This window comes from Paenarthrobacter aurescens (genome assembly GCF_041549525.1).
GTDB classification, from domain to species: Bacteria; Actinomycetota; Actinomycetes; order Actinomycetales; family Micrococcaceae; genus Arthrobacter; species Arthrobacter aurescens.
This window is the reverse complement of the sequence record NZ_CP157456.1, coordinates 4,306,603-4,329,097: the sequence shown is the minus strand read 5'-3', so window position 1 is coordinate 4,329,097 and position 22,495 is coordinate 4,306,603. Positions and strand designations below refer to the sequence as shown.

Sequence of the window (22,495 nt, the reverse complement as noted above, 5' to 3'; positions counted from 1 at the left end):
GCCCTTAGTTGGCGGCCGTGAAGCGGGCGCGCCGGTGAGCCGGGCGTTCGATCTCGTCCAACATGGCCACAGCGTAGTCCTGGGTGGAGATGCTGCCGCCGGCGGGTGAATCCTTGGCCACCGCGTACTCTCCTGTACGCTCGCCCGGCTGGATGACGGGGGCGGGGGCCAGGACCGTCCAGTCCAGGGATTCCGGGGATTTCCTCACGGTTTCCAGGGCCTTGGCCGCGGTGGTGGCTTCAGCCTTGTAGGCCTCCGGGAAGTCCGGAGAGTCGAGCAGGCGGACGCCGTCCACCTCAAGGGTTCCGGCGCCTCCAACGATCATCAGGCGGGTGCCTTCGGCGTTGCTGTACGCAGTAGCCATGGCGTCGAGCCATTCTGAATGATCGCCGCCGGTGCGGCTGGGTCCCGTAGCCAGCACCACGACGTCGTGCTCTTTGGCGATGGAGGCGAAGATCTCAGCGTCAGCCTGATCAGCTGCTTGAGCGGCAGCGCCGGGAACCTCTGCGCCCTTGCGGGAGATGGCCGTGACCTCGTGGCCGCGGGTGAGGGACTCGTTGACGATCTGGCTGCCGACCATGCCCGTGGCGCCGTAGACTGCGATTTTCATAGCTCTCCTTGAGATTGGTATCCTTGCAACATCCCCCACGGTATCCATTGGATACTGATAGCTTCAAAGGAACCGAGTTACCTTTTGGATACTAAAGATCTCCCAGGCAATATCCTCGACCCCAACTGCCCGTCGCGGGTGGTGTTCCAGCGCATCGGAGACAAATGGGCGTCCCTGGTGATCCAGGTGCTGGGTGACGGGCCTGTTCGGTTCTCAGAACTGCGCAAAATGGTGAACGTTGTTACTCCGAAGGTTCTGACGCAAACCCTTCGCGCCCTGGAGCGGGACGGTTTGATTACACGGACCGTGTACGCGCAGGTACCGCCCCGGGTGGAGTATGAGCTGACGGCTCTGGGCGAGTCCCTGCTGCAGCCGCTGACCATGTTGCGGCATTGGGCCGAGAGCCACGTGCCCACCATCCTGGAAGCCCGCGACGCCTACGACGAAGCGCAGGACGAAGCCCTCCTGGGCCCATCCAACTGATCGGCTGCTTGAGCTGGGCTACGCGGACGGGACCAGGGCGCGGCTGATGCGTCCGTCCCTCATGGTGGCCACTGCATCAGTGAGGGCCAGGAACTCCGTGTCGTGCGTGACCATGACGGTGGCAGTCCGGAACTCATCGGTCACCCGCCGCAGTAGCCGGACAATGGACTCGCTCCGTTCATGGTCGAGCGCGGCCGTGGGCTCATCGACCAGAAGAACGGTGGGTTTGCCCATCAGGGCCCTGGCAATGTTGACCCGCTGACGTTGGCCCCCGGACAACTGGTGCGGCCTCTTGTGTGCAGCTTCTGAAAGTCCGACGACGTCCAGCAGCTCAGCGGCCCTCTCCCGTTCCCCGCGGCCTCTCCTTCCCCGCAGGTGCTCGCGGATCAGCAACTGCTCGACGGCGGTCAGTGCCGGCAGCAGGTTGGGTTGCTGGAAGATGATGCCCACCTTGTCCCGGCGAAGGCTTGTGCGTTCGGCCTGCGAAAGGGCTGAGGCGTCCTGCTGGTCGATGATGACTTGCCCGGCCGTGGGCTTTACGAGGGTTGCGGCCACTGCCAGAAGCGAGGATTTGCCGGACCCGGAAGGACCAACGAGGGAGAGGTATTCACCAGGGCGGACGCTGAGGTTGACGGCGTCCAGTGCCTTGAGAGTTGAGGTGCCGTCCGGGTATTCGAGGGAGACGTTGATCAGGTTCAATGCTGCACTCACGATGCATGCCTTTCTAGGAATGTATTAGTTGCCGCCGAGGGCCAACAGCGGATCCACCTTGGTGACGCTTCTAACTGCCAGTACAGCGCCTGCCAGGCCGAGGAGAATAATCCCCACCATCGGGACAAGAGTGGTTAAAGGCGTGATCAGGAAGGGGGCTGCCTGGGACGCAAAAAACCCGCCGGCAAGGCCGAGGAGACCACCCACAAACGCTCCCGCCAGCAGCACCATGGCCGCCTGGGTAAGGGCATCGCGCAGCACGTAGGCCGATGATGCACCCAAGGCTTTGAGGACAGCGATGTCACGTGTGCGCTGCACAGTCCACACAGTCAGGAAGGCCACGATCACCAAGGCCGAGATTCCATAGAGAAATGCCTGCATCAGCATGAGTGAGCCGTTCTCGCTTTTGTAGGAGGCCAGCGCCTGGAATGAGCCCACCGGATCCGTGCTGACTGTGCCGGCCGCTGCGTTGGCGGCGTCGACGTCCACGGAAGCGCCATCGTCGAAGGTTGCGGCGATCACCGTGGCAGAGCCAGGTGCCGCGTGGGCGATGGACCGCCACGTGTCCAGGGAGGTCCACACCACGCCGGTGTGGGAGTACCACTGGTCCTCCACAACAGCTGAAACCCTCAGGTCTGTCCCTCCCGCACGGACACGGCTGCCGACGTCCAACGCCAGTTCCTTGGCCAGCGATTCACCCACCGCCACCGTCCCGTCCTCCACCGCTGACGGTGCCAGGCCGCCGCCAAAGACTGCAACATTGGCGGTTCCAGCCGGAGTCCCGCCATCACTCAGTGACTGAAAACGGGTTTGGCTGATTCCCAGCGCCTCCGCGGAGGCAACGCCCGGCTGATCCCGCCATGCCGCGAGCTGACCAGCGGAAACTTCGGACTCGGTGTACGAAGCCTTTGGCTCGGCCCCAGCGGGTGCGCCGAAGGCAATCTGCTGCACAGGCAGGGCCCCAAGGGCCGACGTCGACTGGTTGCCCAAGCCCGCCGTCAGCCCGGACAGCATGACCAGCAGCAAGGTGATCAGGGCGACCACGCTGCCCATGAGCGCAAAGCGGCCCTTGGCGAAACGGATGTCGCGGATGGCAAGAAACATCGGATTCCTTCGATTCAATGCGGGCTTGATCCCGGCTATATCAACTCTTCCGGCGATAGGCCTGAGGGGCATCGGGAGCCGGGTGGATTGGCTGGCATCGTGGGGTTGAGCCAGAGATCATCCGAATGGTTGATTCAGGCCGCACAGGGCCGGGTTCGGGGCGGTTTACTTCACGCCGGGGATACGCTGTGAAGCATGCAGTCTCCCGCTGGCGCAGCCACTATCCTCCGCGTGCTGCGCGTGAGCCTGCATGTAGGTTTCGCGGTTCTGTTGCTGGTGGCCGTGGTCCGTTTGATGACGGGAATGGGAACCAGTGGTGCGGCGTCGGCTGTGGCCCTGGCCGCCGGTCTGGGGCTTTCTGCCCTGCTGGCGCTGGTGTACCTCGGCGGGACTCTCCTGGAGAAACGCCACGCGACTGTTCCCACCCGGTTCAACCCGGCACCCTATGCACGCTGGTGGCTGGGAGCGGTGATGCTCCTGTGGTTGCTGCTCCTCCTGGTCAGCAGCGACTTCGCATGGGTGGCCTTCCCGTTGTTCTTCCTGCAACTGCACCTGCTCCCCCGTGGCCCAGCGTTGTCAGTTATTGCCGTGAGCACTGCGCTTCTGGTGGGCACGCTTTGGTTCCACAGCAGGGGCGCGTCCGACGGCGGTTTGCAGCTTGCCATGGTCCTGGGGCCAGTGTTTGGGGCAGTCTTCGCCGTGGTCACCGGCCTGGCTTACCGTGCCCTGTTCCTCGAAGCGGAAAACCAGCGTGCTGTGGCAGACGAGCTTCGCAGGACGCGCGCCGAACTCGCCAAGACCCAGCACGACGCCGGAATGCTCGCCGAACGTGAACGGCTCGCCCGGGAAATTCACGACACTTTGGCCCAGGGCTTCTCAAGCATCATTCTGATGGGCAGATCGGCGGCGAAAGCCTTGGACCAAGGCAACACCACGGCTGCGAAGGAGCGGCTGAGGACGGTTCAGGACACGGCCTCCACCAACCTTGCCGAGGCCCGCAGCTTTGTTCGCGGCCTGCGTTCCCCGGATCTTGAAGAGTCCGGACTTGTGGACACGCTGCGGAGGCTGTGCGCGAAAACGGAGACGGAAGCTGCAGCCCGGGGGTCCGCGTTGCGCTGTCGCTTCGAACTGGTGGGTACGCCTGTTGAGCTGCCGAATACGTACCAGACCACCCTGCTCCGGGCCGCCCAGGCTTCCCTCGCAAACGTGTGGGCACACGCCCACGCGCGCGCAGCCGTCGTGACCCTGTCCTTCCTTGGAGGGGAAGTGACCTTGGACGTTTTTGACGACGGCATAGGATTCGAGCCGTCGACGGCGGCCGGTACGGCGCGTGGCGACGGAACCGGCGTCGGGCTTCAGAGTTTGCGCGAGCGGCTGGCGGCGTTGGATGGTCGAATGGAAATTGAGTCAGCCCCTGGGGAGGGGACTGTGGTTGCTGTCCGGGTACCGCTTCCGGCGGAGGGTGCTGCGTGAGTGGGATTCGCGTGTTGCTGGTGGATGATCACCCGGTGGTTCGGGCGGGTTTGCGGGCAATGCTCGCCGATTTCCCGGGTGTGACCGTGGTTGCGGAGGCCGCTGATGGTGATGCCGCGCTGACCGAACTCCGCAAGCTGCACACGCTGGGCCAGCCGGTGGATCTGGTGCTCATGGACCTGCAGATGGGCAGCGGAATGGACGGGGTGACGGCCACGGAGAAGATCAAGGCGGGCGAGGCCGGGACTCCCCCGCCGCCCGTGCTGATTCTGACCACGTACGACACCGACGCCGACATCCTCGCCGCAGTGGAGGCCGGCGCGAGCGGCTACATGCTCAAAGACGCCCCGCCCGAGCAGATCAGGCAGGCCGTCCTGTCCGCCGCGGCGGGGCAAACTGCCCTTGCGCCGGAGGTGGCGGCGCGGCTCATGGGCCGCATCCGGAATCCTTCGCCCGCTTTGAGTGCCCGGGAAGTGCAGCTGTTGGAGCTTCTGGCCACGGGCATGAGCAACCGTGCCATGGCCAAGCAACTCTTCATTTCCGAGGCCACGGTGAAGACCCACTTGGTGCACATCTACTCGAAGCTCGGGGTGGACAACCGGACTGCTGCCATCGCTGTGGCGACGCAGCGAAGGATCATCCGCGGGCGCTGACTGCCCTAAGCAATTTTGGTGAAACGGTTGACCTTTGGCCTTTTTGCGGTGACGATTAGTGCACGTTTCGCTATGGGTTAGATCACAAAAAGTCACTCGTCGAAAGTTGGCCTCACATGTCCGCACCCGCATTGGGCTTATCCGGCGCTGTCCCCACCAGCCCCGGACGAGCCAAAAAGCTAGTCAGGAAGGCCGCCTCCCTTGGCTTGGCCTCGCTGCTCCTCGCAGGAACCATCCCCGCGCTCTCCTTCACCGCCGCCAATGCCGCTCCCGGCGATCCGGCCGCCATCAAAGCAGTCACCCCCGAAGTCCCCGTCGATGCCGCCGGAGTACCTCTCGGAGCGGTGACCGGGTTCACCCAGTCCGGCAACGTCGTCCACCTTTCCGCGGAGAAGGGCGCCATCCGCGTCACGTTCCTGGACGACGGCAACTTCCGCCTGGAAGCTGACCCCAGCGGAAACTTCACCGATCCCGCCAACACTGACCAAGGCGACCCCGCCAGGACCGCCAACATCGTAGTGGGCAAGGACAAGTTCCCGGGCGTCGCCCCCACCATTACCGACGGCGACTGGTTGGTCCTAAAGACCGCCAAAATCAGCGTCGAGATCAACAAGGCCACCACGCAACTTCGCGTTCTCAGGGCTGACGGCTCGTTGGTGCTGGAAGAGTCCGCGCCCATCACTTTCGGCGCCAACTCAGCCACGCAGCACCTGGCTCAACAGGACGGTGAGCAGTTCATTGGCGGCGGCATGCAAAACGGCCGTTCTGTCCATACAGGCGCCCTGATCAACATTGCCAGGAACTTCGACTGGGATGACGACGGCTACCCCAACGCAGTGCCTTACTACATGTCCTCCAAGGGCTACGGCGTACTCCGCGACACGTTTGCCCGCGGGTCCTATAACTTTGCCGGCCAGCCCACCACCACGCATGAGGAAAAGCGCTTTGACGCCTACTACTTCGTGGGTGACTACAAGCAGTCGCTCGGCGCCTACACCACATTGACCGGCAAGCCCATGATGCCCCCGGTGTACGCCCTGGAGTACGGCGATGCTGACTGCTACAACCGCTCCAACCCGGGCTATTCCTCCTCCGGCTACGGTGACCCGGACGGTGCCAAGCAACGTACCCCGGATGCGATCAAGACTGCGCGAAAATTTGTTGAGAACGACATGCCTGCAGGCTGGATGCTGGTCAACGACGGCTACGGCTGCGAATACCAGCAACTCCCGGAAACCGTGAGCAACATCGAGGAAGAAACCGACCTCAAAGTTGGCCTGTGGACGCAGCGTTCCCTGACCAACCAGGAGTACGAAGTGGGCGAGGCCGGCGTCCGCCTCCGGAAGCTCGACGTCGCGTGGGTGGGTCAGGGCTACCGCCAAGCACTCACCGGTTGCGAGGCCGCCCACGGCGGCATTGAGCAGTACTCCGATGCCCGCGGTACCTCGCTGATGGTGGAAGGCTGGGCCGGCTCCCAGCGCTGCGGCATGCAATGGACGGGGGACCATTCAGGAAACCTCGACGCCGTCCGCTGGCAGGTCTCGGCCCTCACCGGTGCCGGCAACTCAGGTTTGGCGTTCACCACGGGCGACGTTGACGGGATCTTCGGTGGTTCGGCAGAGTCCTACGTCCGCGATCTCCAGTGGAAGGCCTTCGCTCCGGCGCTGTACTCCATGTCCGGCTGGGCAGCCACTGACAAGCGTCCGTGGCTCTACGGTGACGAAGCCACGGCCATCAACCGCCAGTACCTCCAGCTCCGCCAGAAACTCATGCCCTTCATCTACACCCTCGCCCAGGAATCGTCGGCAACAGGCGTTTCCATGATGCGCTCCATGGCCCTGGAATTCCCTGATCAGGAATGGTCCTACGGTGCCGAGGCAAACAACCAGTTCATGCTCGGCTCCGACTTCCTGGTGGCCCCGGTCTTCACCCAGACCGACGTCCGCAACGGCATCTTCCTCCCGGCGGGCCAGCAGTGGGTGGATTACTGGACAGGCAAGCTCTACCAGGGTGGTCAGATCCTCAACGGTTACAACGCCCCTCTGGACAAGCTGCCGGTCTTCGTTCGTGCAGGTGCAGTGATCCCGCAAGGCATCGTGGCGCGCAACGCGTCCTTGGTTCCCGAGGATTCCATGATCACTTTGGACGTTTACGCTCAGGGCCAGGACACCTTCACGCTGTACGAGGATGACAAAGTCACCCGCGAATTCAAGGACGGCAAGTCCTCCAGCCAGCTCTTCACCGTAGACGCTCCGGGCACCGGCAACAGCAGTGTGATGGTCTCCATCGGTGAGCGGAAGGGTGAGTACACCGGCAAGGCCGCTGCCCGTCCCTACGAGCTGAAGGTCCACGCCGGCGCAGCACCCAAGGACGTGAAGATCGGCGGCACCAAGCTCGCCCAGCACTCTACCCAGGCCGCCTACGCCGCAGCAGCAACCGGCTGGTTCTTCGATGAGGCCAACAACGGCACTATCTGGGTCAAGACAGGGTCCATTGCGTCAAACCAGACCGCCACAGTCCAGCTCCAGCAAGCAGGGCCGTTGGGTGGCAAGAGCCAGGAGGACTCAGCTGCTGAAGTTCGTGTAACCACCGGTCAGCAGGTCTTCCAGGATCAGGAAACCACGGTCACCGCGGCCTTTGTGAACACTGGTGCCAAGGCCAAGAGCAACGTGGTGCTGACTCCGGTGCTCCCTGAGGGCTGGACTGTGGTCTCTTCCTCCGGAGCAACCGCAGCCAAGGTTGAAGGCGGCGCCACGGTAACCGCCACGTTCGTCATCAAGCCGGGCACCAGCGCGAAGGCGGGCCAACAGACCGTGCGGGTATCGGCGTCGTACGTTTCTTCCGGTTCGCTGCAGACCGTGACAGGCGGCAACCAGATCTATGTGGCTTACGGTTCCTTGGCCTCGGCCTACAACACCGTCTCAATCACCACCGTGGCCGGCAAGGCGCTTGGAAACTTCGACGGCGGAGGGGCCACCTTCGCTGCCGAACAGCTGGCGGCCGCTACGGTACCGGCAGGCGGTGTCCGGCCGGGCAGCACCGTGACCGTGGATGCCGGAAAGCCGACCCAGGTTGACTACACGTGGCCTGCCGTTGGCCCGGACGTTCCCAACTCCGTGGCACTCTCCGCTCAGACCATCGCCGTCCAGGGCAAGGGAACGCACTTGGCTGTGCTCGGATCCGCCGCGGTAGGCAATGGAACCAGCCCGGTTTTGACGCTGAGCTACGCGGACGGGACCACCGAGCAGCAATCCATCTTCTTCCCCAACTGGTTGCAGCCCTCCGTCCTCAACGGGGCAGTGGTGGCCGTTTCGGAGCAGGGCAGGAACAACGCCAACGGACCGTCGCCGGAGTACACGCAGTACAAGTACCAGGCCTTCTCCAATACGGTCCGGCTCAATCCCACCAAAGAGCTGGCATCGGTCACCCTGCCCACTGACACCCGGGTGAAGTTCTTCGACTGGAAGGTGACCACTCAGCCCTTGCCCGAGGTGCCGGTTGGCTCGGTGTACGCCTCTGAAACTCCGTGGGTCCAGGCATTGAACGGCTACGGCGTGATCGGCAAAAACGTGGCAAACAAGGACTCGGCATCGTCCCCGGACAAGGCGCTGGCCATCAACTACACCGATCCCGCCACCGGTCAGCAGCCTGTGTTCAGCAAGGGCCTTGGCGTCCACGCTCCCTCAAAGATCACCTATTACCTGGGTGGAAAGTGCAGCTCATTCACTTCCCAGGTGGGCCTTGAGAGTGGCTTCGGCGGCAACATCATCTTCAAGGTCAATGCCGATGGCGTGAACAAGTATCAGTCCCGCACCTACACGCCGGGCTTCGCGCCGGAGTCGGTATCCGTGGACCTCACTGGTGCCGCATACGTGGAATTGGTGGTTGACCCCTCCGGCTCCATCAACGGCGCTCACGGTGTTTGGGGTGATGCGAAGTTCACCTGCGCTCCGTAGCGTAAGTTGGCAGACGGCCGTCGCCCGCCAACTCCCCAGGGGTGGCGGGCGGCGGCTGTCCGTTTAACGGGCATCGGAAGAAACTGTCAGGGGAACCGGGCATAATGTCGCAAATGGGGAAATTGAAAAAGCATCGTCTTGTCCTTGGTCTCGTGTCGCTGGTGATGGCGGGTTCACTGACCGCCTGCGATGACGGCCGCGCGGGTGCGGAAGGGGCAGCGAAGCAGCTGGCCTCCTCGCTTGCGGCGCTCGACGTCGGCCAGATCGCCGTTGAGGGTAAGGACGCTGCCGCGGCCAACGAACAACTCAAAGCAGTGTTCGAGGGACTGGACGCCAAGCCTGCGGTGGAGTCCGGCGATGTGAAGCTCGACGGCGACACCGCAACTTTCCCCCTGAACTACAGCTGGAACATCGGCTCGGCCAAGTGGGAATACAGCTCCGAAGCCACACTGAAGAAGTCCGGCGACAAATGGGCTGTCCAATGGACCCCTGCCCTCCTCGCCCCGGAACTCTCCGAAGGCGAGACCCTCTCCGTCAAAACCGTTCCTGCCCAGCGGGGTCAGATCCTGGGCGCCGGAGACGCTCCCATTGTTGAGGACCGTCCGGTCTTCCGGGTAGGCATCGACAAAACCAAGGTTCCGGCTGAGCAAGCGGACGCTTCTGCGCGTGCCATGGCTGCGTTGCTCGGACTGGATGCGGAAGAGTACGCCAAGCAGGTTGCCGCCTCAGGTCCGCAGGCTTTTGTGGAGGGCCTTGTGCTGCGGGCCTACACTCCGGAAATCACTGAAGCGAAGATTGAGGCCATCCCGGGCGGATCGAGCATCCTGGACTCCATGGCTTTGGCCCCCACCCGCACCTTCGCGCGGGCATTGCTCGGCAGCGTTGGCCAAGCCAGTGCTGAACAAATTGAGAACTCCAATGGTGCCCTGCGCGCCGGGGACACCACGGGTACTGGCGGTCTGCAGCAGAAGTACGACTCTTTGCTCCGCGGTAAAGACGGTGTGGAAGTTCTCGCCACCCCTGAGGTGAAGTCCGAAGGCGAGACACCCGGTACCAAGGTGTTCTTCTCTTCCCTGCCGTCCCCCGGCACTACGCTCAAAACCACGCTGGACCTCAAGCTGCAGCAGCTGGCGGAAGAGACGCTGGCGAAGGTGGGGCCAGCGTCGGCCATTGTTGCCCTCAAACCTTCAACCGGGGCCGTCCTTGCTGCCGCCTCCGGACCAGGCAGCAACGGTTACAACACCGCCTTGCTGGGTCAGTACGCTCCAGGTTCCACGTTCAAAATTGTTGATTCCCTGGCGATGTTCCGCAATGGTGCCACCCCGGACTCGAAGGTTGAGTGCCCCTCAACGCTGACGGTGGACGGCCGCACGTTCAAAAATGCCGAGGGCTACCCGGAAAGCTCCCTTGGCTCGGTGGCCCTCCGCGACGCTTTTGCACACTCCTGCAACACGGCCTTCATCAACGCCCGCGATGCCGTTAGCCAGGACCAGCTCGAATCCGCAGCCCAAGCCCTGGGCGTGGCGGTTGAGGCTCCCAAGCTTGGCGCTGATGCATTCCTTGGTTCGGTTCCCGGTGCTGCCGAAGGCACTGAGCACGCAGCTTCCATGATTGGCCAGGGCAAGGTGCTCTTTTCCCCGCTCTCGGCCGCGGTCATGGCTGCTTCCGTCGCCAATGGTGCGCCCGTCTCTCCGCAGCTCGTGCTGAACGCCGACGCCGCACAGGGGTCCGGGGCCACCCAGAACCCCAGCGCCGGTGCCACGCCCACCGAAAGTGGCAGCGCGCCGCCGTCGTCCGCTTCTGCTTCAGCGCTTCCCGCCTCACCGGCATCCACCAAGCCCATTACCAAGGAAGAGGCTGCATCCCTGGCTGACATGATGCGGGCCGTGGTGACGTCAGGCCACGCAGGCTTCCTGGCCGAAGTCCCGGGCACACCGGTTGGCGCCAAGACCGGCACCGCGGAATTCGGCAATGACAATCCGCCCAAGACCCACGCCTGGATCGTCGCAACGCATGGGGATCTGGCTGTTGCCGTGTTCGTGGAAGAAGGCGGCCTGGGTGCAACGGTCAGTGGGCCGCTGCTGAAGACGTTCCTTACTGCCGCGGCGGGCTGACCAGTAACGCCGCCGTGGGAGGATTGAAACGTGGCCCATATTGACGTTTCCGGCATCGACTACTTCCTCTCCGACGGCACCCAGCTGCTCAACGGGGTGACCTTCAAGGTCCCCGACGGCACCAAGACGGCGCTGATCGGGCCCAACGGAACGGGCAAGACCACCCTGTTCAAGATCATTTCCGGCGATCTCACTCCCGACGAAGGAGTAGTGGGCCGGTCCGGAAACATGGGCATCATGCGGCAGTTCGTGGGCCAGGTCCGCGATGAATCCACGGTCCGCGATCTCTTGGTGTCCACGGCCCAGGCAGGCCTCGCGGCAGCTGCCAAGGCGGTGGAAGAAACCGAGCTGGCCATGATGGAGCACGACGACGAACCAACCCAGATGAAGTACGCGCAGGCGATTGTGGATTGGGGAGACGCCGGCGGCTATGACCTCGAGACGGTCTGGGACGAGGTGTGCATGGCAGCCTTGGGGATTTCGTTCGACAAAGCGCAGTTCCGCCGCGCCTCCACCCTGTCCGGTGGCGAGCAGAAGCGCCTGGTCCTGGAAGCCCTGTTCGCCGGCCCGGACGAGCTCCTCCTGCTCGACGAACCGGACAACTACCTGGACGTTCCCGGCAAGCGCTGGCTGGAAAGCAAGCTCAACGAGTCCAAAAAGACCGTCCTGTTCATCAGCCACGACCGCGAGCTGCTCAACAACGCGGCCAGCCGTATCGTCACACTCGAGCCCGGTATCAATGGCGCTTCAGCATGGATCCATGGTGGCGGCTTCGGCACATACGTCGAGGCGCGTGCCGACCGCAACGCCCGTTTTGAGGAACTCCGGAAACGCTGGGACGAGGAGCACATCAAGCTCAAGGAACTCGTCAATATGTACAAGAACAAGGCTGCGTTCCGCTCCGACATGGCTAACAGGTACCAGGCAGCGCAGACCCGCCTTGCCAAGTTCTTGGAAGTTGGTCCGCCTGAGGCACTGCCGATCGAGCAGAACGTCAAGATGCGGCTCAAGGGTGGACGTACCGCCAAGCGGGCTGTCGTGGCCCAGAAGCTTGAACTGACAGGGCTTATGAAGCCATTCTCTACGGAAATCTGGTTTGGCGACCGCGTTGGCGTACTGGGTTCCAACGGTTCAGGGAAGAGCCACTTCCTGCGCCTGCTCGCCACCGGTGGCACCGATCCCGAGCGGGAGCACCTGCCGGTGTCCGACGTCGTGATCGCGGAAGTACCGCACGAAGGGACTGTGAAACTGGGCGCCCGCATCCGGCCTGGGTTCTTCGCGCAGACCCACGTCCGTCCCGACCTCCTGGGCCGAACCCTGCTGGAGATCCTGCATCGAGGCGACGAGCACCGGTCCGGGCTCGCCCGTGAGGCCGCAGCCGGCGCCCTTGATTCCTATGGCCTGGCCGGTCAGTCCGAGCAGAAGTACGAGTCGCTGTCCGGTGGCCAACAGGCACGTTTCCAAATCCTGCTCCTGCAGCTGTCCGGCGCTACCCTCTTGTTGCTGGACGAGCCCACGGACAACTTGGACCTTCACTCGGGCGAGGCATTGGAGCGTGCCATCGACTCTTTCGAAGGCACTGTCCTTGCTGTCACGCACGACCGCTGGTTCGCCAAGTCCTTTGACCGCTTCCTCATCTTTGGTTCTGACGGCAAGGTCTACGAGTCCGAGGAACCAGTCTGGGACGAGAAGCGCGTGGAGCGCGCCCGCTAACCCCAAACGCTCTCTCACATAACCGCCCCTTTCGGCCAACGCTCTTCCACTCACTGGAAGAGCGTTTGGTTTAAGGGCGCGGGACGCGAGAGAGGGATGGTGATCAAATGATCACGCCACGTGATTATTTGCTCAAATGTTGCTAGGGTTGTGGCATGGGAACTGCTGACCGCCACCGGCTCATTGGCGAGCTGCTGCGCGCCCGCGAGGAAGCAACAGTGGACGAGCTCGTCCACGCTACGGGCGCCTCCGGGGCCACTGTCCGGCGGGATCTGGAAATCCTCGCGGCCAACGGAGTGCTGAAGCGCATCCACGGCGGTGCCCGCAGCTTGCTGGCGCGGGGAGACAATCCGGGCTACGGCCAGCGCGAACTCGAGGACCACGAGGTCAAGGTCCGCATCGCCAAAGCTGTGGACCAGCTGATCAAGGACCGCGAATACGTGTGGTTGGACAGTGGTTCCACGGCAACCGAAATCGCACGCCGCCTGGGCAACCGGGAACTGACGGTGATGCCCATGTCACTTCATGCCGTTGATGCTCTGGCTCAAGCGAAGGACGGCCGCGCGCCGGAGCTCATTCTCCCCGGAGGTCGGCTCATCGCTGGAGAACAGTCCTTCAGGGGACCCATGACTGAAGCCAACGTTCGGTCGCTGAGGTTCGACGCCGCCGTCGTAACCCCCTGCGCGCTCAACCTCAAGGATGGCCTCTTGGCCCACGATCTTGAAGACGCGGCAGTCAAACGCGCCGGGCTGGAGTCCGCAGCGCGGGTGATCGTGGCATCGGCAGGCAGCAAGTGGCACGCCAGCGCAGTAGCCCTGGTTGCAGCCTTGGACGCCGTGGACACCATAGTGACAGACCAGGAACCCTCCCCCGAAGATCTCGCCCGGCTCAACAAACTCTCTGTGGAAGTTGTGATTGCATGACCACCAGCACCAGAAGCACCACCAGCGTCAACGCCGCAGCCGTGGCAACGTTCCTGATCTTCGGCATGAACGGTTTGGTGTTCGCCAGCTGGGCCGCCCGCATCCCTGCCGTGACGGAAGCGCTGAGTCTCACGTCCGGCCAGATGGGCACCCTGCTGCTCTGCACCGCCGTGGGCTCCCTGCTGGCACTGCCATCAGCCGGATGGGTTGTGGGCCGGATCGGTACAGCCAACACGGTCCGCCTTGCCGGCATCGTGGCGGGTGCCGCAGGAGCAGCCATTGCCTTCTCGCTCATGGCTGCCTCGGTTCCGGCCACGGCCATTGCCCTGTTCTTCTTCGGCATCGGCATCGGCCTATGGGATGTCGCACAGAACATCGAGGGCGCGGATGTTGAGCACCGGCTCAAGCGCACCATCATGCCGCAGTTCCACGCCGCCTTCAGTGGTGGCGCGTTCCTGGGCGCGCTGATCGGCGCCGGCCTATCACAGCTGGGCGTGGGCTTGCCGGAGCACTTGTTGGTCATCGCAGCCATTGCTGTCGTCTTGGCGCTGACGGTTCCCAAATACTTCCTGCCGCACCAGGTAGAAGAAATTCACGACGGCGGGGTGGCGGCTGAGAAGGGCCCCACAGCTTGGCGGGATGGCAGGACGCTGCTCATCGGCGTGGTTGTCCTCGGCGCCACGCTCACCGAAGGCGCGGGCAATGACTGGATCGCGAAGGCGGCAGTGGACGGACTTGGTGCCTCCGAGTCCACCGGAGCGTTGCTGTTTGCGTTGTTCGTCCTTGCCATGACTGTCATGCGGTTCCTCGGTGGCAAAGCGATTGACAAGTTCGGGCGTGTAAACGTCCTCCGGGCCAGCATGGCCGCAGCTGCCATGGGACTGGCGTTGTTCGTCTTTGCCGGGAACGTGGTGCTGGCGGGCATCGGCGCCGCACTGTGGGGCGTCGGCGCGGCGTTGGCCTTCCCCATGGGAATGTCAGCCGCAGCGGACGATCCCAAGCATGCTGCAGCCCGCGTATCCGTGGTTTCCACCATCGGTTATGTCGCCTTCCTGGCAGGGCCGCCCCTCCTGGGCTACCTTGGCGACCACACCGGAATCCACATGGCATTGCTGGCCATTGGAGCGCCTATTTTGCTTGCTCTGCTGCTTGCCGGCGTCGCAAAGCCTTTGCCGACCAAATAGTTTGACCCCCGGCCAAGTCATTCTCCTTGATGCATATATCGCGAAAGCGCCACCACATCAGGAGAACAACCCCGGCGGCAAGGCAGGCACCTCCCAGGACGTCGCTCAACCAGTGAGCGGAGAGATAGGTGCGGCTGATCATCATGGACACCACACCCACCGCAGCTATGAGCCCCATCCACCAACGACCCATCAGCAGTGCCAGCACCAACAAGAAAGCCGTGGTAGCAGATACATGCCCCGAGGGGTATGAGCCTGTGTCGCTGAGTACCCTGGCCCCCTCCGGCCTGTCTCTGCCCACCACGGCTTTGGCGAGTTGCGTCAACGCCAGCACCAGAATGCCGCTTGTGGCGGCAAAAATTGCTGCTTTAGGTCGCTGCCAGATGACCAGGGAAACCGCGAGCACAGCGTGGAAGGCAAGCATCCCCGCATAGCCGGCCCAGTTGAGGACTACGTTTACTCCGTCCCAGAAAGTGGAGCGCATGCTGAAGACGTAGGACTGCCAGCCGGTGTCCACCCGGTTGAAAGCCGGCTCGCCCTGGCCCGCCATGATCAGTGCCCCTGGAACCGCGAAGGCACACAGCAGGAGTATTCCAGGCGTGATCAACTGCCAACCGGGCCGTGGTTGTGGACGGAGTACGCGAATCATCCATTCATGGTAGCCATGGCAGATGAGAGGCAACGCCAGGCGCTAGGGTGATGGGATGCGAGGCTTCTTGGGTAAAGGCCCCAAACGGGTTGCCAGATTCGATCATTTCCTGGTTCGTGCCGTATCCCGGCAACCCCAGGGTGACCACGATGTGTTTTTCCGCAGACTCTCCGCGGCCGCTACCAAGGGGAAGCTGTGGTTTGGCATAGCCGGGATTATGGCAACCTTTCCCGGTAAACCCCGCAGGGCGGCCCTTCATGGTGTGCTGGCCTTAGGCGTAGCCTCGGCGGTTACCAACCTGATCTTCAAGAAGGCTCTTCCGCGGGCCCGGCCCCTTCCGGAACATCTGCCGCTGTTCCGCTTTGTGGATCCACAGCCCACCAGTTCATCCATGCCCTCGGGTCATTCGGCCTCCGCTGTGGCATTCGCCGTCGGGGCTGGAATAGTTTCGCCGGCGTCCGGCGTGGCTTTGGCCCCCGTTGCGGCTGGCGTGGCGTACTCCCGCGTCCATACTGGTGCCCATTGGCCTTCGGATGTCTTCTTCGGCTCGGCCCTGGGTGCCGGCGCGGCATTCCTTACCCGTAAATGGTGGCCCGCGAGGCCCGCAGAGCCAAAGCCGCGCCGGACGCCGGCGGACGCTCCCGCGATTCACGACGGCGAGGGGCTGAGTATCGCGGTGAACACCCTGGGCGGTTCTTACACTCCCGAAACCGGTGAGCTGCTGAAGGAGATATTCCCTAAGGCGTATATTCGTGAAATAGCCGAAGGGGAAGACGTTGCCGCGGAGATTGAGGCCGCAGCCACCCGGGCGGGGACCGTGGCGCTAGGTGTTTGGGGCGGTGACGGAACGGTTGGCTCTGCGGCGGCTGCCGCCGTCGAACATTCACTGCCGCTCGTGGTTCTTCCGGGCGGGACCCTTAACCACTTCGCCCGCGACCTCGGCACCAGCTCGATCGAGGATGCCATTGATGCCGTGACCAAGGGACACGCTGCCTCCGTTGACCTGGGGCATGTGGAGGTTCAACGCGGACTGCCTGAGACGCCGGAAACCAGCGAGATGGCGATGCTCAATACAGCCAGCGTGGGCGTCTATCCCAACATGGTCCGCCGGCGTGAACGGCTTCAGCCGGCCATGGGTAAGCCGTTGGCCGGCGTTGTGGCATCGCTGCGCACCTTCGGAGTGAACTCCCCCACCACGCTCCTGGTGGATGGGGTGAAGCACAAGCTCTGGATTCTTTACATGGGGCGGGGCCGGTTCTATCCCAGTGACCATGCACCTCTGCGCAGGCCGGTACTGGACGACGGCGTTTTCGATCTCCGTATGATCACTGCGGATGAGCCGTTCGCACGGGCCCGGTTGCTCTGGGCAGTGGTGACCGGCACCGTTGCCGCGTCCAAGGTCACCCATCTGACCGAGGCCACTACGGTCACCGTGGAAGCGATAGGGCAGCCGTTGGTTCTGGCGGTCGATGGGGAGCCGAAGCCAGGGGTGCGTCGTGCCACGTTCACGGTAAAGCCCCGGGAGCTCACGGTGTACTCGCCGCTGCCGGAGGCCTGAGCACCGCGGATCATCCGCTAGGACTACCCTGACTGAACCCTGAATCATCCCTGAGACAGGCGATTTGCGTCCCTTCCGTGAGTAGCGTTGTCAGTACATTCGAAACTCACTTGCACACACATGTGCTCCGAGGAGGGAACGCTTCCATGATCGAAGCAAAAGGCCTGACCAAGGTCTACGGCGAGAAGACCGCCGTGGGCGGCGTCAGTTTCACAGTCCAAGCTGGACGGGTGACGGGCTTCCTGGGTCCGAACGGTGCCGGCAAGTCAACCACCATGCGCATGATCATGGGGCTGGACGCTCCTACATCGGGCTCGGTAACCGTGAACGGTGAGCCTTTCGCGCAACACAAGGCGCCACTGCGGGAGATCGGTGCCCTCCTGGATGCAAAGGCTGTCCACACGAGCCGCACCGCGTACAACCATCTTCTTGCCATGGCAGCAACGCACAGCATCCCCAAGAGCCGTGTCCGGGAAGTCATCGAGATGACCGGCCTGGGCGACGTCGCCAAGAAGAAGGTCAAGGGCTTCTCACTTGGAATGGGCCAACGCCTCGGAATCGCCGCCGCGCTGCTGGGCGATCCGCAAACCATCATCCTTGATGAGCCGGTCAACGGGCTTGATCCCGAAGGCGTGGTGTGGGTCCGCAACCTCGTCAAGTACCTGGCTTCTGAAGGCCGCACGGTGTTCCTGTCCAGCCACCTCATGAGCGAGATGGCGCTGACGGCAGACCACCTGATCGTGATCGGCCGCGGCCGGATCATCGCAGACGCGCCCATAGCGGAAATCATCACCGGCAAGGGACAGGCACGCACCCGCGTCCGGACCGATCAGCCGGAACGCCTCATGCAGCTCCTTGCCGGAACCGGCGTTTCCGTGGAGGCACACGAGCGCGAACTGCTGGAGGTCTCGGGGATCGATCCGCGCGGCATTGCCCGGACGGCCTTGGAGAACCAGGTCATGGTCTATGAGCTGACCCCGCTCCAGGCAAGCCTGGAAGAGGCTTACATGGAACTGACCAAGGACGAGGTCGAATACCACTCGCACATCACCACCGGGGCCTCGGTACCCGCTCAGGCCGGAGGGAAATAGACATGAGCACCACCACTTTGGACCGCAAGTCCATCCGTAACTCCGTCGGTCCCGGACCGGCATTCCACCGCGTACTCAACTCCGAATTCATCAAGTTCCGCACGCTGATGTCCACCGTGATCCTCCTGGCCTGCACCGCTCTTGTGATGGTGGGCTTTGCGGCCCTCGGGGCGTGGGGCACAGGGTCATTCGCTGAGCAGGTGGCCTCCGATCCTGAAGCCGCGGCCGCCGTGGCAGCCCAGGGTGGTGACCTCGCGGTCTCCATTCCAACCTCAGGCATCGTCTTTGCCCAGCTCATCCTCGGCTCCTTGGGCGTCCTCCTGATGAGCTCCGAGTTCACTACGGGCATGGCACGTTCCACTTTTGCTGCCGTTCCCAAGCGAGTGATCCCGTTCCTGGCCAAGCTCATTGTGGTCATGGTCAGCGCATTCATCCTCACTGCTTTGTCTACTTACATCGCAGGTTTGGTTGCATTGCCCATCCTTGACAACTATGACCTCAAACTGGATCTGGGCAGCTCCCAATCAGTCAAGCTTCTCCTGGTCAACAGCATCTATGTAGCAGCCGTGGCCGCCATTGGTATGGCCCTGGGAACCATCGTTCGCAATTCAGCGGGCGGAATCATGAGCCTCGTTGGGCTGTTCTTCGTGGCACCGATTGCTTTCCAGCTCATTCCGGGCGACTTCTTCAAGGAAGCCAGCAAGTACCTTCCCGGTAACACCATCAGCCCGCTGACCGCCGTCGAGCATGTCCCGGAAACGCTGGAAGCGTGGCAGGCAGGCTTGGTCCTGGGAGCCTGGGTAGTTGTCCCGGTTGCACTGGCCATGATTTTGCTCCAGAAGCGGGACGTCTAGGACGGGGTGCCGTCTAGGCTCAATTCATGACTGAAGCTCCACAGATGAGGGACGCATCGGCCACCACGGCCGATGCGTCCTTTGCTGAAATCGCCCAGCGTCGCAGAGGCCGGATCCGGCGCTACTTCTACAAGCGACCCCGCGCAATGGATGCGGTGGTGATCCTTTGCTACGTTCTGTTGGCGCTGCCCACCATCATCACTTCGGCCATTGATGGCAAATGGTTTGTGGTGGCCATACTCCTGATGATTGCCGCCGCTTTGTTCTTCAGGCGGCAATTCCCGCTTCAGGTAGTTCTTGCGGTGGCACTTCTGGAAATTTCGGCCACCATCCTCAACCCCTGGGGTTCGAACGTTTCCGCAGGTCTTTGGTTCGCGCTCTACGCAGTGGCATCGCTCAGGAAGCGCGCTCTGACACTGATGGTCTTTGCCGCAGCCAGCCTGCCGCTGAGCCTCTTGTACTTGTTCATGTGGACGAGTCCCAGCCAGATGGACACCCTTCAGGACGTTCCGGAGAACTTCCACCTCATCAACAACATCGCCACTTCGGTGACCATCATGCTTTCCAATCTCCTTGCAACGGGCATCGGCATCTCCGTGCGCCAACGCAGGGAGCATGAAGCGGAGATCGCGGCGTGGGCGGCGCGGACAACGCAGCTGGGCAAGGTCACCGAACGCAACAGGATAGCCCGCGAGATGCACGACGTCGTTGCTCACTCGCTAACGGTGATGATCAGCCTCTCGGACGGTGCCGCAGTGGTGGTGAGGAAGGATCCGCAGCGGGCCGGGGACGTTCTGGGCGAATTGTCCAGAACTGGCAGGGCCGCCTTGGCAGACATGCGCAGGGTACTCGGCGTTCTGCGGGACGATTCAGGCAGGCCGGCTCCCCTGACGCCGCTCGAATCCGGGCAAAACCTGGCCAAACTTCTGGACGGTTTCCGAACCGCCGGCCTGCCCCTGCACTACGCGCACACGGGGCCGGGTCTCCCGGCTGATCCGGCCTTTGAACTGACCGTTTACCGGATTGTCCAGGAGTCGCTGACAAACGTCCTGCGGTACGGGCGCTCGCTCAGCCGCGTTGACGTTCAAGTGGCTCGCGACGGCGATTTGGTCACCATTGACGTTTACGACGACGGCCGGGGAACCCGTGAGGGCGGCAGTGAACCCGTGGGCAGCCTGGGGACCGGGCAGGGCATTGCCGGAATGAATGAACGTGCTGGAATTTATGCTGGAATCGTTACTGCCGGTCCGGCAAAAAGGGGAGGCTGGGCGGTCCACGCTGAGCTCCGCTGGAACGGCGAAAAGGGGGAATCATGACCGAAGAGACCATCAAAGTGCTGCTCGTAGACGATCAGCCGCTCTTGCGGATGGGCTTCCGGCTCATTCTTGAAGGCGAAGACGACTTCCACGTTGTGGGAGAGGCTTCGGACGGCATAGAGGCCGTTCGCCAAACGGAGGCCTTGCAACCGGACGTTGTTTTGATGGACGTCCGCATGCCGGGCATGGACGGCATTGAGGCTACGCGGCGAATTTCGGATTCAGGCTCCGATGCCAGGGTCATCATCCTGACCACCTTTGACTTGGATGAGTACGCCTTCAGCGGCTTGCAGGCCGGGGCATCGGCGTTCCTCCTGAAGGACGTTGCCCCTTCCGAACTGGTGCATGCTGTGCGCCTTGTAGCCAGCGGAGACGCGGTGGTGGCACCGCGTGTCACTCAACGTCTGCTGGAAACGTATGTTCGCGGCGGCGTGGTCCCGGGGAATTCGCCTGCTCCGCACCGCGACCCGCTTCTGGATGAACTCACACCGCGTGAAACGGAAATCCTCACCACCATTGCCGAGGGTCTTTCCAACGCTGAGATAGCGCATAAGTTCTTCCTTTCGGAGGCTACGGTGAAGACGCACGTGCGGCGGATCCTGAGCAAGCTCCAACTGAGGGACAGGGTGCAGGTAGTGGTTTACGCCTACGAAACCGGGCTCGTGGTGCCCAGCAACCCGGATTACTGACGCTGAACCAACCCGTCCTTATTTCCTTGCCACGTTTGCTGCCTGTCCGGACATGTATTGGGTGTTAGGGACGGGAACGCACTGTTGGGCGAATGATGGACGATGAGCAACTGGATGCGCAGCTGCGCCGGGCAGATCCAGCAAACAAGTGGGCTTTTGAGCCCGAGACAGCCCACAACGTCCTAAGGCATTTACGGGCCGCAGATGAGGGTCAGTCGATGAACAAGGGGCGGCGGAGGTGGATTTCGCTGCTGGTGGCCGGGGCCGTAGCTGTGGCCGGCGCGGGAGTGGCTTCCCCGGCCGTAGCGCAGTTCATGGGGTTCGTAACCGAAGAAGTGGAGAACGCGCCACCCGTTCCTTCATCAAGCGGGGATGGCACCACCGGGAACCTGGACATCCCGGATTCACGATGGATCAACCCGCTTGCTTCTGACTACGCGCGCTTCGCCAAAACCAAGTACGGTTCGCTGCCGTTGCCTCCGGGCTATGACGAAGAGCGGCTCAAGGATGCTTCTGCCCTGAAGGAAGCAGAGATGTATCAGGAGAATAATCAGGGCAGCGGCACTATCACCCAGGACATAGCGCCAACTGTCCGGTATGAGTGGGTGGTCCGGTGCCTTTGGGAAGAGGAATGGCTGGACCGGCACTCCGAAGGCGATCAGCCAGGACAAGTCGCCGCGGTTTCCGTTCTCCAGAAGTCACTCAGTTGGCCTGCCACGGTAGCCACTGACGGAGGTGGCGTGGTGGTACGAATGAAAGTCTCCGTTGCGGCTGCCGAATCAGGTGATGCTGAAACCGTTGAGGAGTACCACCGGACTTTGGGCTGCCTGGACTTGATCAAAGGTCTGAAGCAGTGACTCCGTTCCCTGCCCGCGAGGACATTGCAATGCCGGTGGCCGTGGAAGACCGATTCGAGGACTGTGTCCGCACCCTGACTCCGGCGCTCATGGCCTACTTCGTGCGCCGGGTTGACCCTGCGGAGGATGCAGCCGATTGTGTTTCTGAGTTACTCATGGTCCTGTGGCGGCAACGTGACCGCTTGCCCGCGGAGCCTGCAGAAATCCGGGCCTGGAGCTTTGGTGTGGCCAAAGGCGTGCTGGCCAATTACCGGCGGGGAAAAATCCGCCGGGGAGCATTGTCCGAGAAGCTGCGTCAGGGGCTGGTTCATGAGCCGCAGGCGCCCGATCATCAGGATGACGCAATCTCCGGAGCGCTTTCCCGGCTTCGTCCTATGGACAGGGAACTCGTCATGTTGATCATCTGGGACGGGTTCGGGGTGGCCGAGGCTGGGAAGATCCTTGGACTCTCGCCTACAGCGTCCCGGACCCGCTATTCCAGGGCCCGGAAAGAACTCAAGCGGGTTCTCGCGCAGGATGGGAGGGACTGAAACCGGCTTCAGCGAGGTGTGCGTTAT

At 62.8% G+C, this 22,495-nt stretch carries 19 protein-coding genes; 15 read left to right on the top strand and 4 right to left on the bottom strand.

The window, feature by feature from the left end:
- Positions 1–4 precede the first annotated feature (4 nt).
- Positions 5–610 (bottom strand): NAD(P)-dependent oxidoreductase, encoded by a 606-nt coding sequence (locus tag ABI796_RS20160; protein ID WP_141282965.1) that lies wholly within the window; start codon positions 608–610, stop codon positions 5–7.
- Between the two features lie 84 nt (positions 611–694).
- Between ABI796_RS20160 and ABI796_RS20155 the strand changes: the two genes are divergently transcribed.
- Entirely contained in the window at positions 695–1,093 is a 399-nt protein-coding gene (locus tag ABI796_RS20155; protein WP_141282966.1) for a helix-turn-helix domain-containing protein, read from the top strand.
- Between the two features lie 18 nt (positions 1,094–1,111).
- Here the strand turns inward: ABI796_RS20155 and ABI796_RS20150 are convergent, their stop codons facing one another.
- Both ABI796_RS20150 and ABI796_RS20145 read right to left on the bottom strand, forming a co-directional pair.
- On the bottom strand, positions 1,112–1,804 hold the full coding sequence (locus tag ABI796_RS20150) for an ABC transporter ATP-binding protein (protein WP_141282967.1): 693 nt from the start codon (positions 1,802–1,804) through the stop codon (positions 1,112–1,114).
- 24 nt (positions 1,805–1,828) lie between these two features.
- Complete coding sequence (locus ABI796_RS20145; protein ID WP_141282968.1) at positions 1,829–2,908, bottom strand: ABC transporter permease; 1,080 nt, start codon at positions 2,906–2,908, stop codon at positions 1,829–1,831.
- Between the two features lie 195 nt (positions 2,909–3,103).
- On the opposite strand from ABI796_RS20145, the gene ABI796_RS20140 reads away from it, so the two are divergent.
- From ABI796_RS20140 to ABI796_RS20110, 7 genes are all read left to right on the top strand, one after another.
- A complete protein-coding gene (locus tag ABI796_RS20140; RefSeq protein WP_141282969.1) occupies positions 3,104–4,381 on the top strand; it encodes a sensor histidine kinase in 1,278 nt (425 codons plus the stop codon).
- Complete coding sequence (locus ABI796_RS20135; RefSeq protein ID WP_141282970.1) at positions 4,378–5,034, top strand: response regulator transcription factor; 657 nt, start codon at positions 4,378–4,380, stop codon at positions 5,032–5,034. The genes ABI796_RS20140 and ABI796_RS20135 overlap by 4 nt, the downstream gene beginning before the upstream one ends.
- Before the next feature lie 116 nt (positions 5,035–5,150).
- Positions 5,151–8,990: an NPCBM/NEW2 domain-containing protein gene (locus ABI796_RS20130; RefSeq protein ID WP_141282971.1), complete on the top strand. Its 3,840-nt coding sequence runs from the start codon at positions 5,151–5,153 to the stop codon at positions 8,988–8,990.
- Between the two features lie 113 nt (positions 8,991–9,103).
- Positions 9,104–11,104, top strand: coding sequence for a penicillin-binding transpeptidase domain-containing protein (locus ABI796_RS20125; protein WP_170224888.1), 2,001 nt, complete (start codon positions 9,104–9,106; stop codon positions 11,102–11,104).
- A gap of 30 nt (positions 11,105–11,134) precedes the next feature.
- Positions 11,135–12,817, top strand: coding sequence for an ABC-F family ATP-binding cassette domain-containing protein (locus ABI796_RS20120; RefSeq protein ID WP_141282973.1), 1,683 nt, complete (start codon positions 11,135–11,137; stop codon positions 12,815–12,817).
- 155 nt (positions 12,818–12,972) lie between these two features.
- Positions 12,973–13,740, top strand: a complete 768-nt coding sequence (locus ABI796_RS20115) for a DeoR/GlpR family DNA-binding transcription regulator (protein WP_141282974.1) — start codon at positions 12,973–12,975, stop codon at positions 13,738–13,740.
- Entirely contained in the window at positions 13,737–14,924 is a 1,188-nt protein-coding gene (locus ABI796_RS20110; RefSeq protein WP_141282975.1) for an MFS transporter, read from the top strand. Before ABI796_RS20115 ends, ABI796_RS20110 begins: the two co-directional genes overlap by 4 nt.
- Here ABI796_RS20110 and ABI796_RS20105 read toward each other — a convergent pair.
- Entirely contained in the window at positions 14,869–15,573 is a 705-nt protein-coding gene (locus ABI796_RS20105) for a phosphatase PAP2 family protein (protein WP_141282976.1), read from the bottom strand. The genes ABI796_RS20110 and ABI796_RS20105 overlap by 56 nt on opposite strands.
- Positions 15,574–15,628: 55 nt before the next feature.
- Here ABI796_RS20105 and ABI796_RS20100 point away from each other — a divergent pair, with 55 nt between their 5' ends.
- From ABI796_RS20100 to ABI796_RS20070, 7 genes are all read left to right on the top strand, one after another.
- Positions 15,629–17,131, top strand: coding sequence for a bifunctional phosphatase PAP2/diacylglycerol kinase family protein (locus ABI796_RS20100; RefSeq protein ID WP_141282977.1), 1,503 nt, complete (start codon positions 15,629–15,631; stop codon positions 17,129–17,131).
- A gap of 146 nt (positions 17,132–17,277) precedes the next feature.
- The gene (locus ABI796_RS20095; protein ID WP_141282978.1) at positions 17,278–18,222 is read left to right on the top strand and encodes an ABC transporter ATP-binding protein; all 945 of its coding nucleotides are present in this window, start codon (positions 17,278–17,280) and stop codon (positions 18,220–18,222) included.
- A gap of 2 nt (positions 18,223–18,224) precedes the next feature.
- A complete protein-coding gene (locus ABI796_RS20090) occupies positions 18,225–19,076 on the top strand; it encodes an ABC transporter permease (RefSeq protein ID WP_141282979.1) in 852 nt (283 codons plus the stop codon).
- A gap of 26 nt (positions 19,077–19,102) precedes the next feature.
- Positions 19,103–20,392, top strand: a complete 1,290-nt coding sequence (locus tag ABI796_RS20085; RefSeq protein WP_141282980.1) for a histidine kinase — start codon at positions 19,103–19,105, stop codon at positions 20,390–20,392.
- Positions 20,389–21,081, top strand: coding sequence for a response regulator transcription factor (locus tag ABI796_RS20080; protein ID WP_141282981.1), 693 nt, complete (start codon positions 20,389–20,391; stop codon positions 21,079–21,081). The genes ABI796_RS20085 and ABI796_RS20080 overlap by 4 nt, the downstream gene beginning before the upstream one ends.
- A 92-nt stretch (positions 21,082–21,173) precedes the next feature.
- The gene (locus ABI796_RS20075) at positions 21,174–21,938 is read left to right on the top strand and encodes a hypothetical protein (protein WP_141282982.1); all 765 of its coding nucleotides are present in this window, start codon (positions 21,174–21,176) and stop codon (positions 21,936–21,938) included.
- Positions 21,935–22,468, top strand: a complete 534-nt coding sequence (locus ABI796_RS20070; protein ID WP_141282983.1) for an RNA polymerase sigma factor — start codon at positions 21,935–21,937, stop codon at positions 22,466–22,468. Before ABI796_RS20075 ends, ABI796_RS20070 begins: the two co-directional genes overlap by 4 nt.
- Positions 22,469–22,495: the final 27 nt, after the last annotated feature.

Coding starts and splice junctions, on each gene's coding strand:
- ABI796_RS20160 (WP_141282965.1), bottom strand. CDS start 610: ATGAAAATCGCAGTCTACGGCGCCACGGGCATGGTCGGCAGCCAGATC.
- ABI796_RS20145 (WP_141282968.1), bottom strand. CDS start 2,908: ATGTTTCTTGCCATCCGCGACATCCGTTTCGCCAAGGGCCGCTTTGCG.
- ABI796_RS20140 (WP_141282969.1), top strand. CDS start 3,104: ATGCAGTCTCCCGCTGGCGCAGCCACTATCCTCCGCGTGCTGCGCGTG.
- ABI796_RS20130 (WP_141282971.1), top strand. CDS start 5,151: ATGTCCGCACCCGCATTGGGCTTATCCGGCGCTGTCCCCACCAGCCCC.
- ABI796_RS20125 (WP_170224888.1), top strand. CDS start 9,104: ATGGGGAAATTGAAAAAGCATCGTCTTGTCCTTGGTCTCGTGTCGCTG.
- ABI796_RS20115 (WP_141282974.1), top strand. CDS start 12,973: ATGGGAACTGCTGACCGCCACCGGCTCATTGGCGAGCTGCTGCGCGCC.
- ABI796_RS20110 (WP_141282975.1), top strand. CDS start 13,737: ATGACCACCAGCACCAGAAGCACCACCAGCGTCAACGCCGCAGCCGTG.
- ABI796_RS20105 (WP_141282976.1), bottom strand. CDS start 15,573: ATGATTCGCGTACTCCGTCCACAACCACGGCCCGGTTGGCAGTTGATC.
- ABI796_RS20100 (WP_141282977.1), top strand. CDS start 15,629: ATGCGAGGCTTCTTGGGTAAAGGCCCCAAACGGGTTGCCAGATTCGAT.
- ABI796_RS20095 (WP_141282978.1), top strand. CDS start 17,278: ATGATCGAAGCAAAAGGCCTGACCAAGGTCTACGGCGAGAAGACCGCC.
- ABI796_RS20090 (WP_141282979.1), top strand. CDS start 18,225: ATGAGCACCACCACTTTGGACCGCAAGTCCATCCGTAACTCCGTCGGT.
- ABI796_RS20085 (WP_141282980.1), top strand. CDS start 19,103: ATGACTGAAGCTCCACAGATGAGGGACGCATCGGCCACCACGGCCGAT.
- ABI796_RS20080 (WP_141282981.1), top strand. CDS start 20,389: ATGACCGAAGAGACCATCAAAGTGCTGCTCGTAGACGATCAGCCGCTC.
- ABI796_RS20075 (WP_141282982.1), top strand. CDS start 21,174: ATGATGGACGATGAGCAACTGGATGCGCAGCTGCGCCGGGCAGATCCA.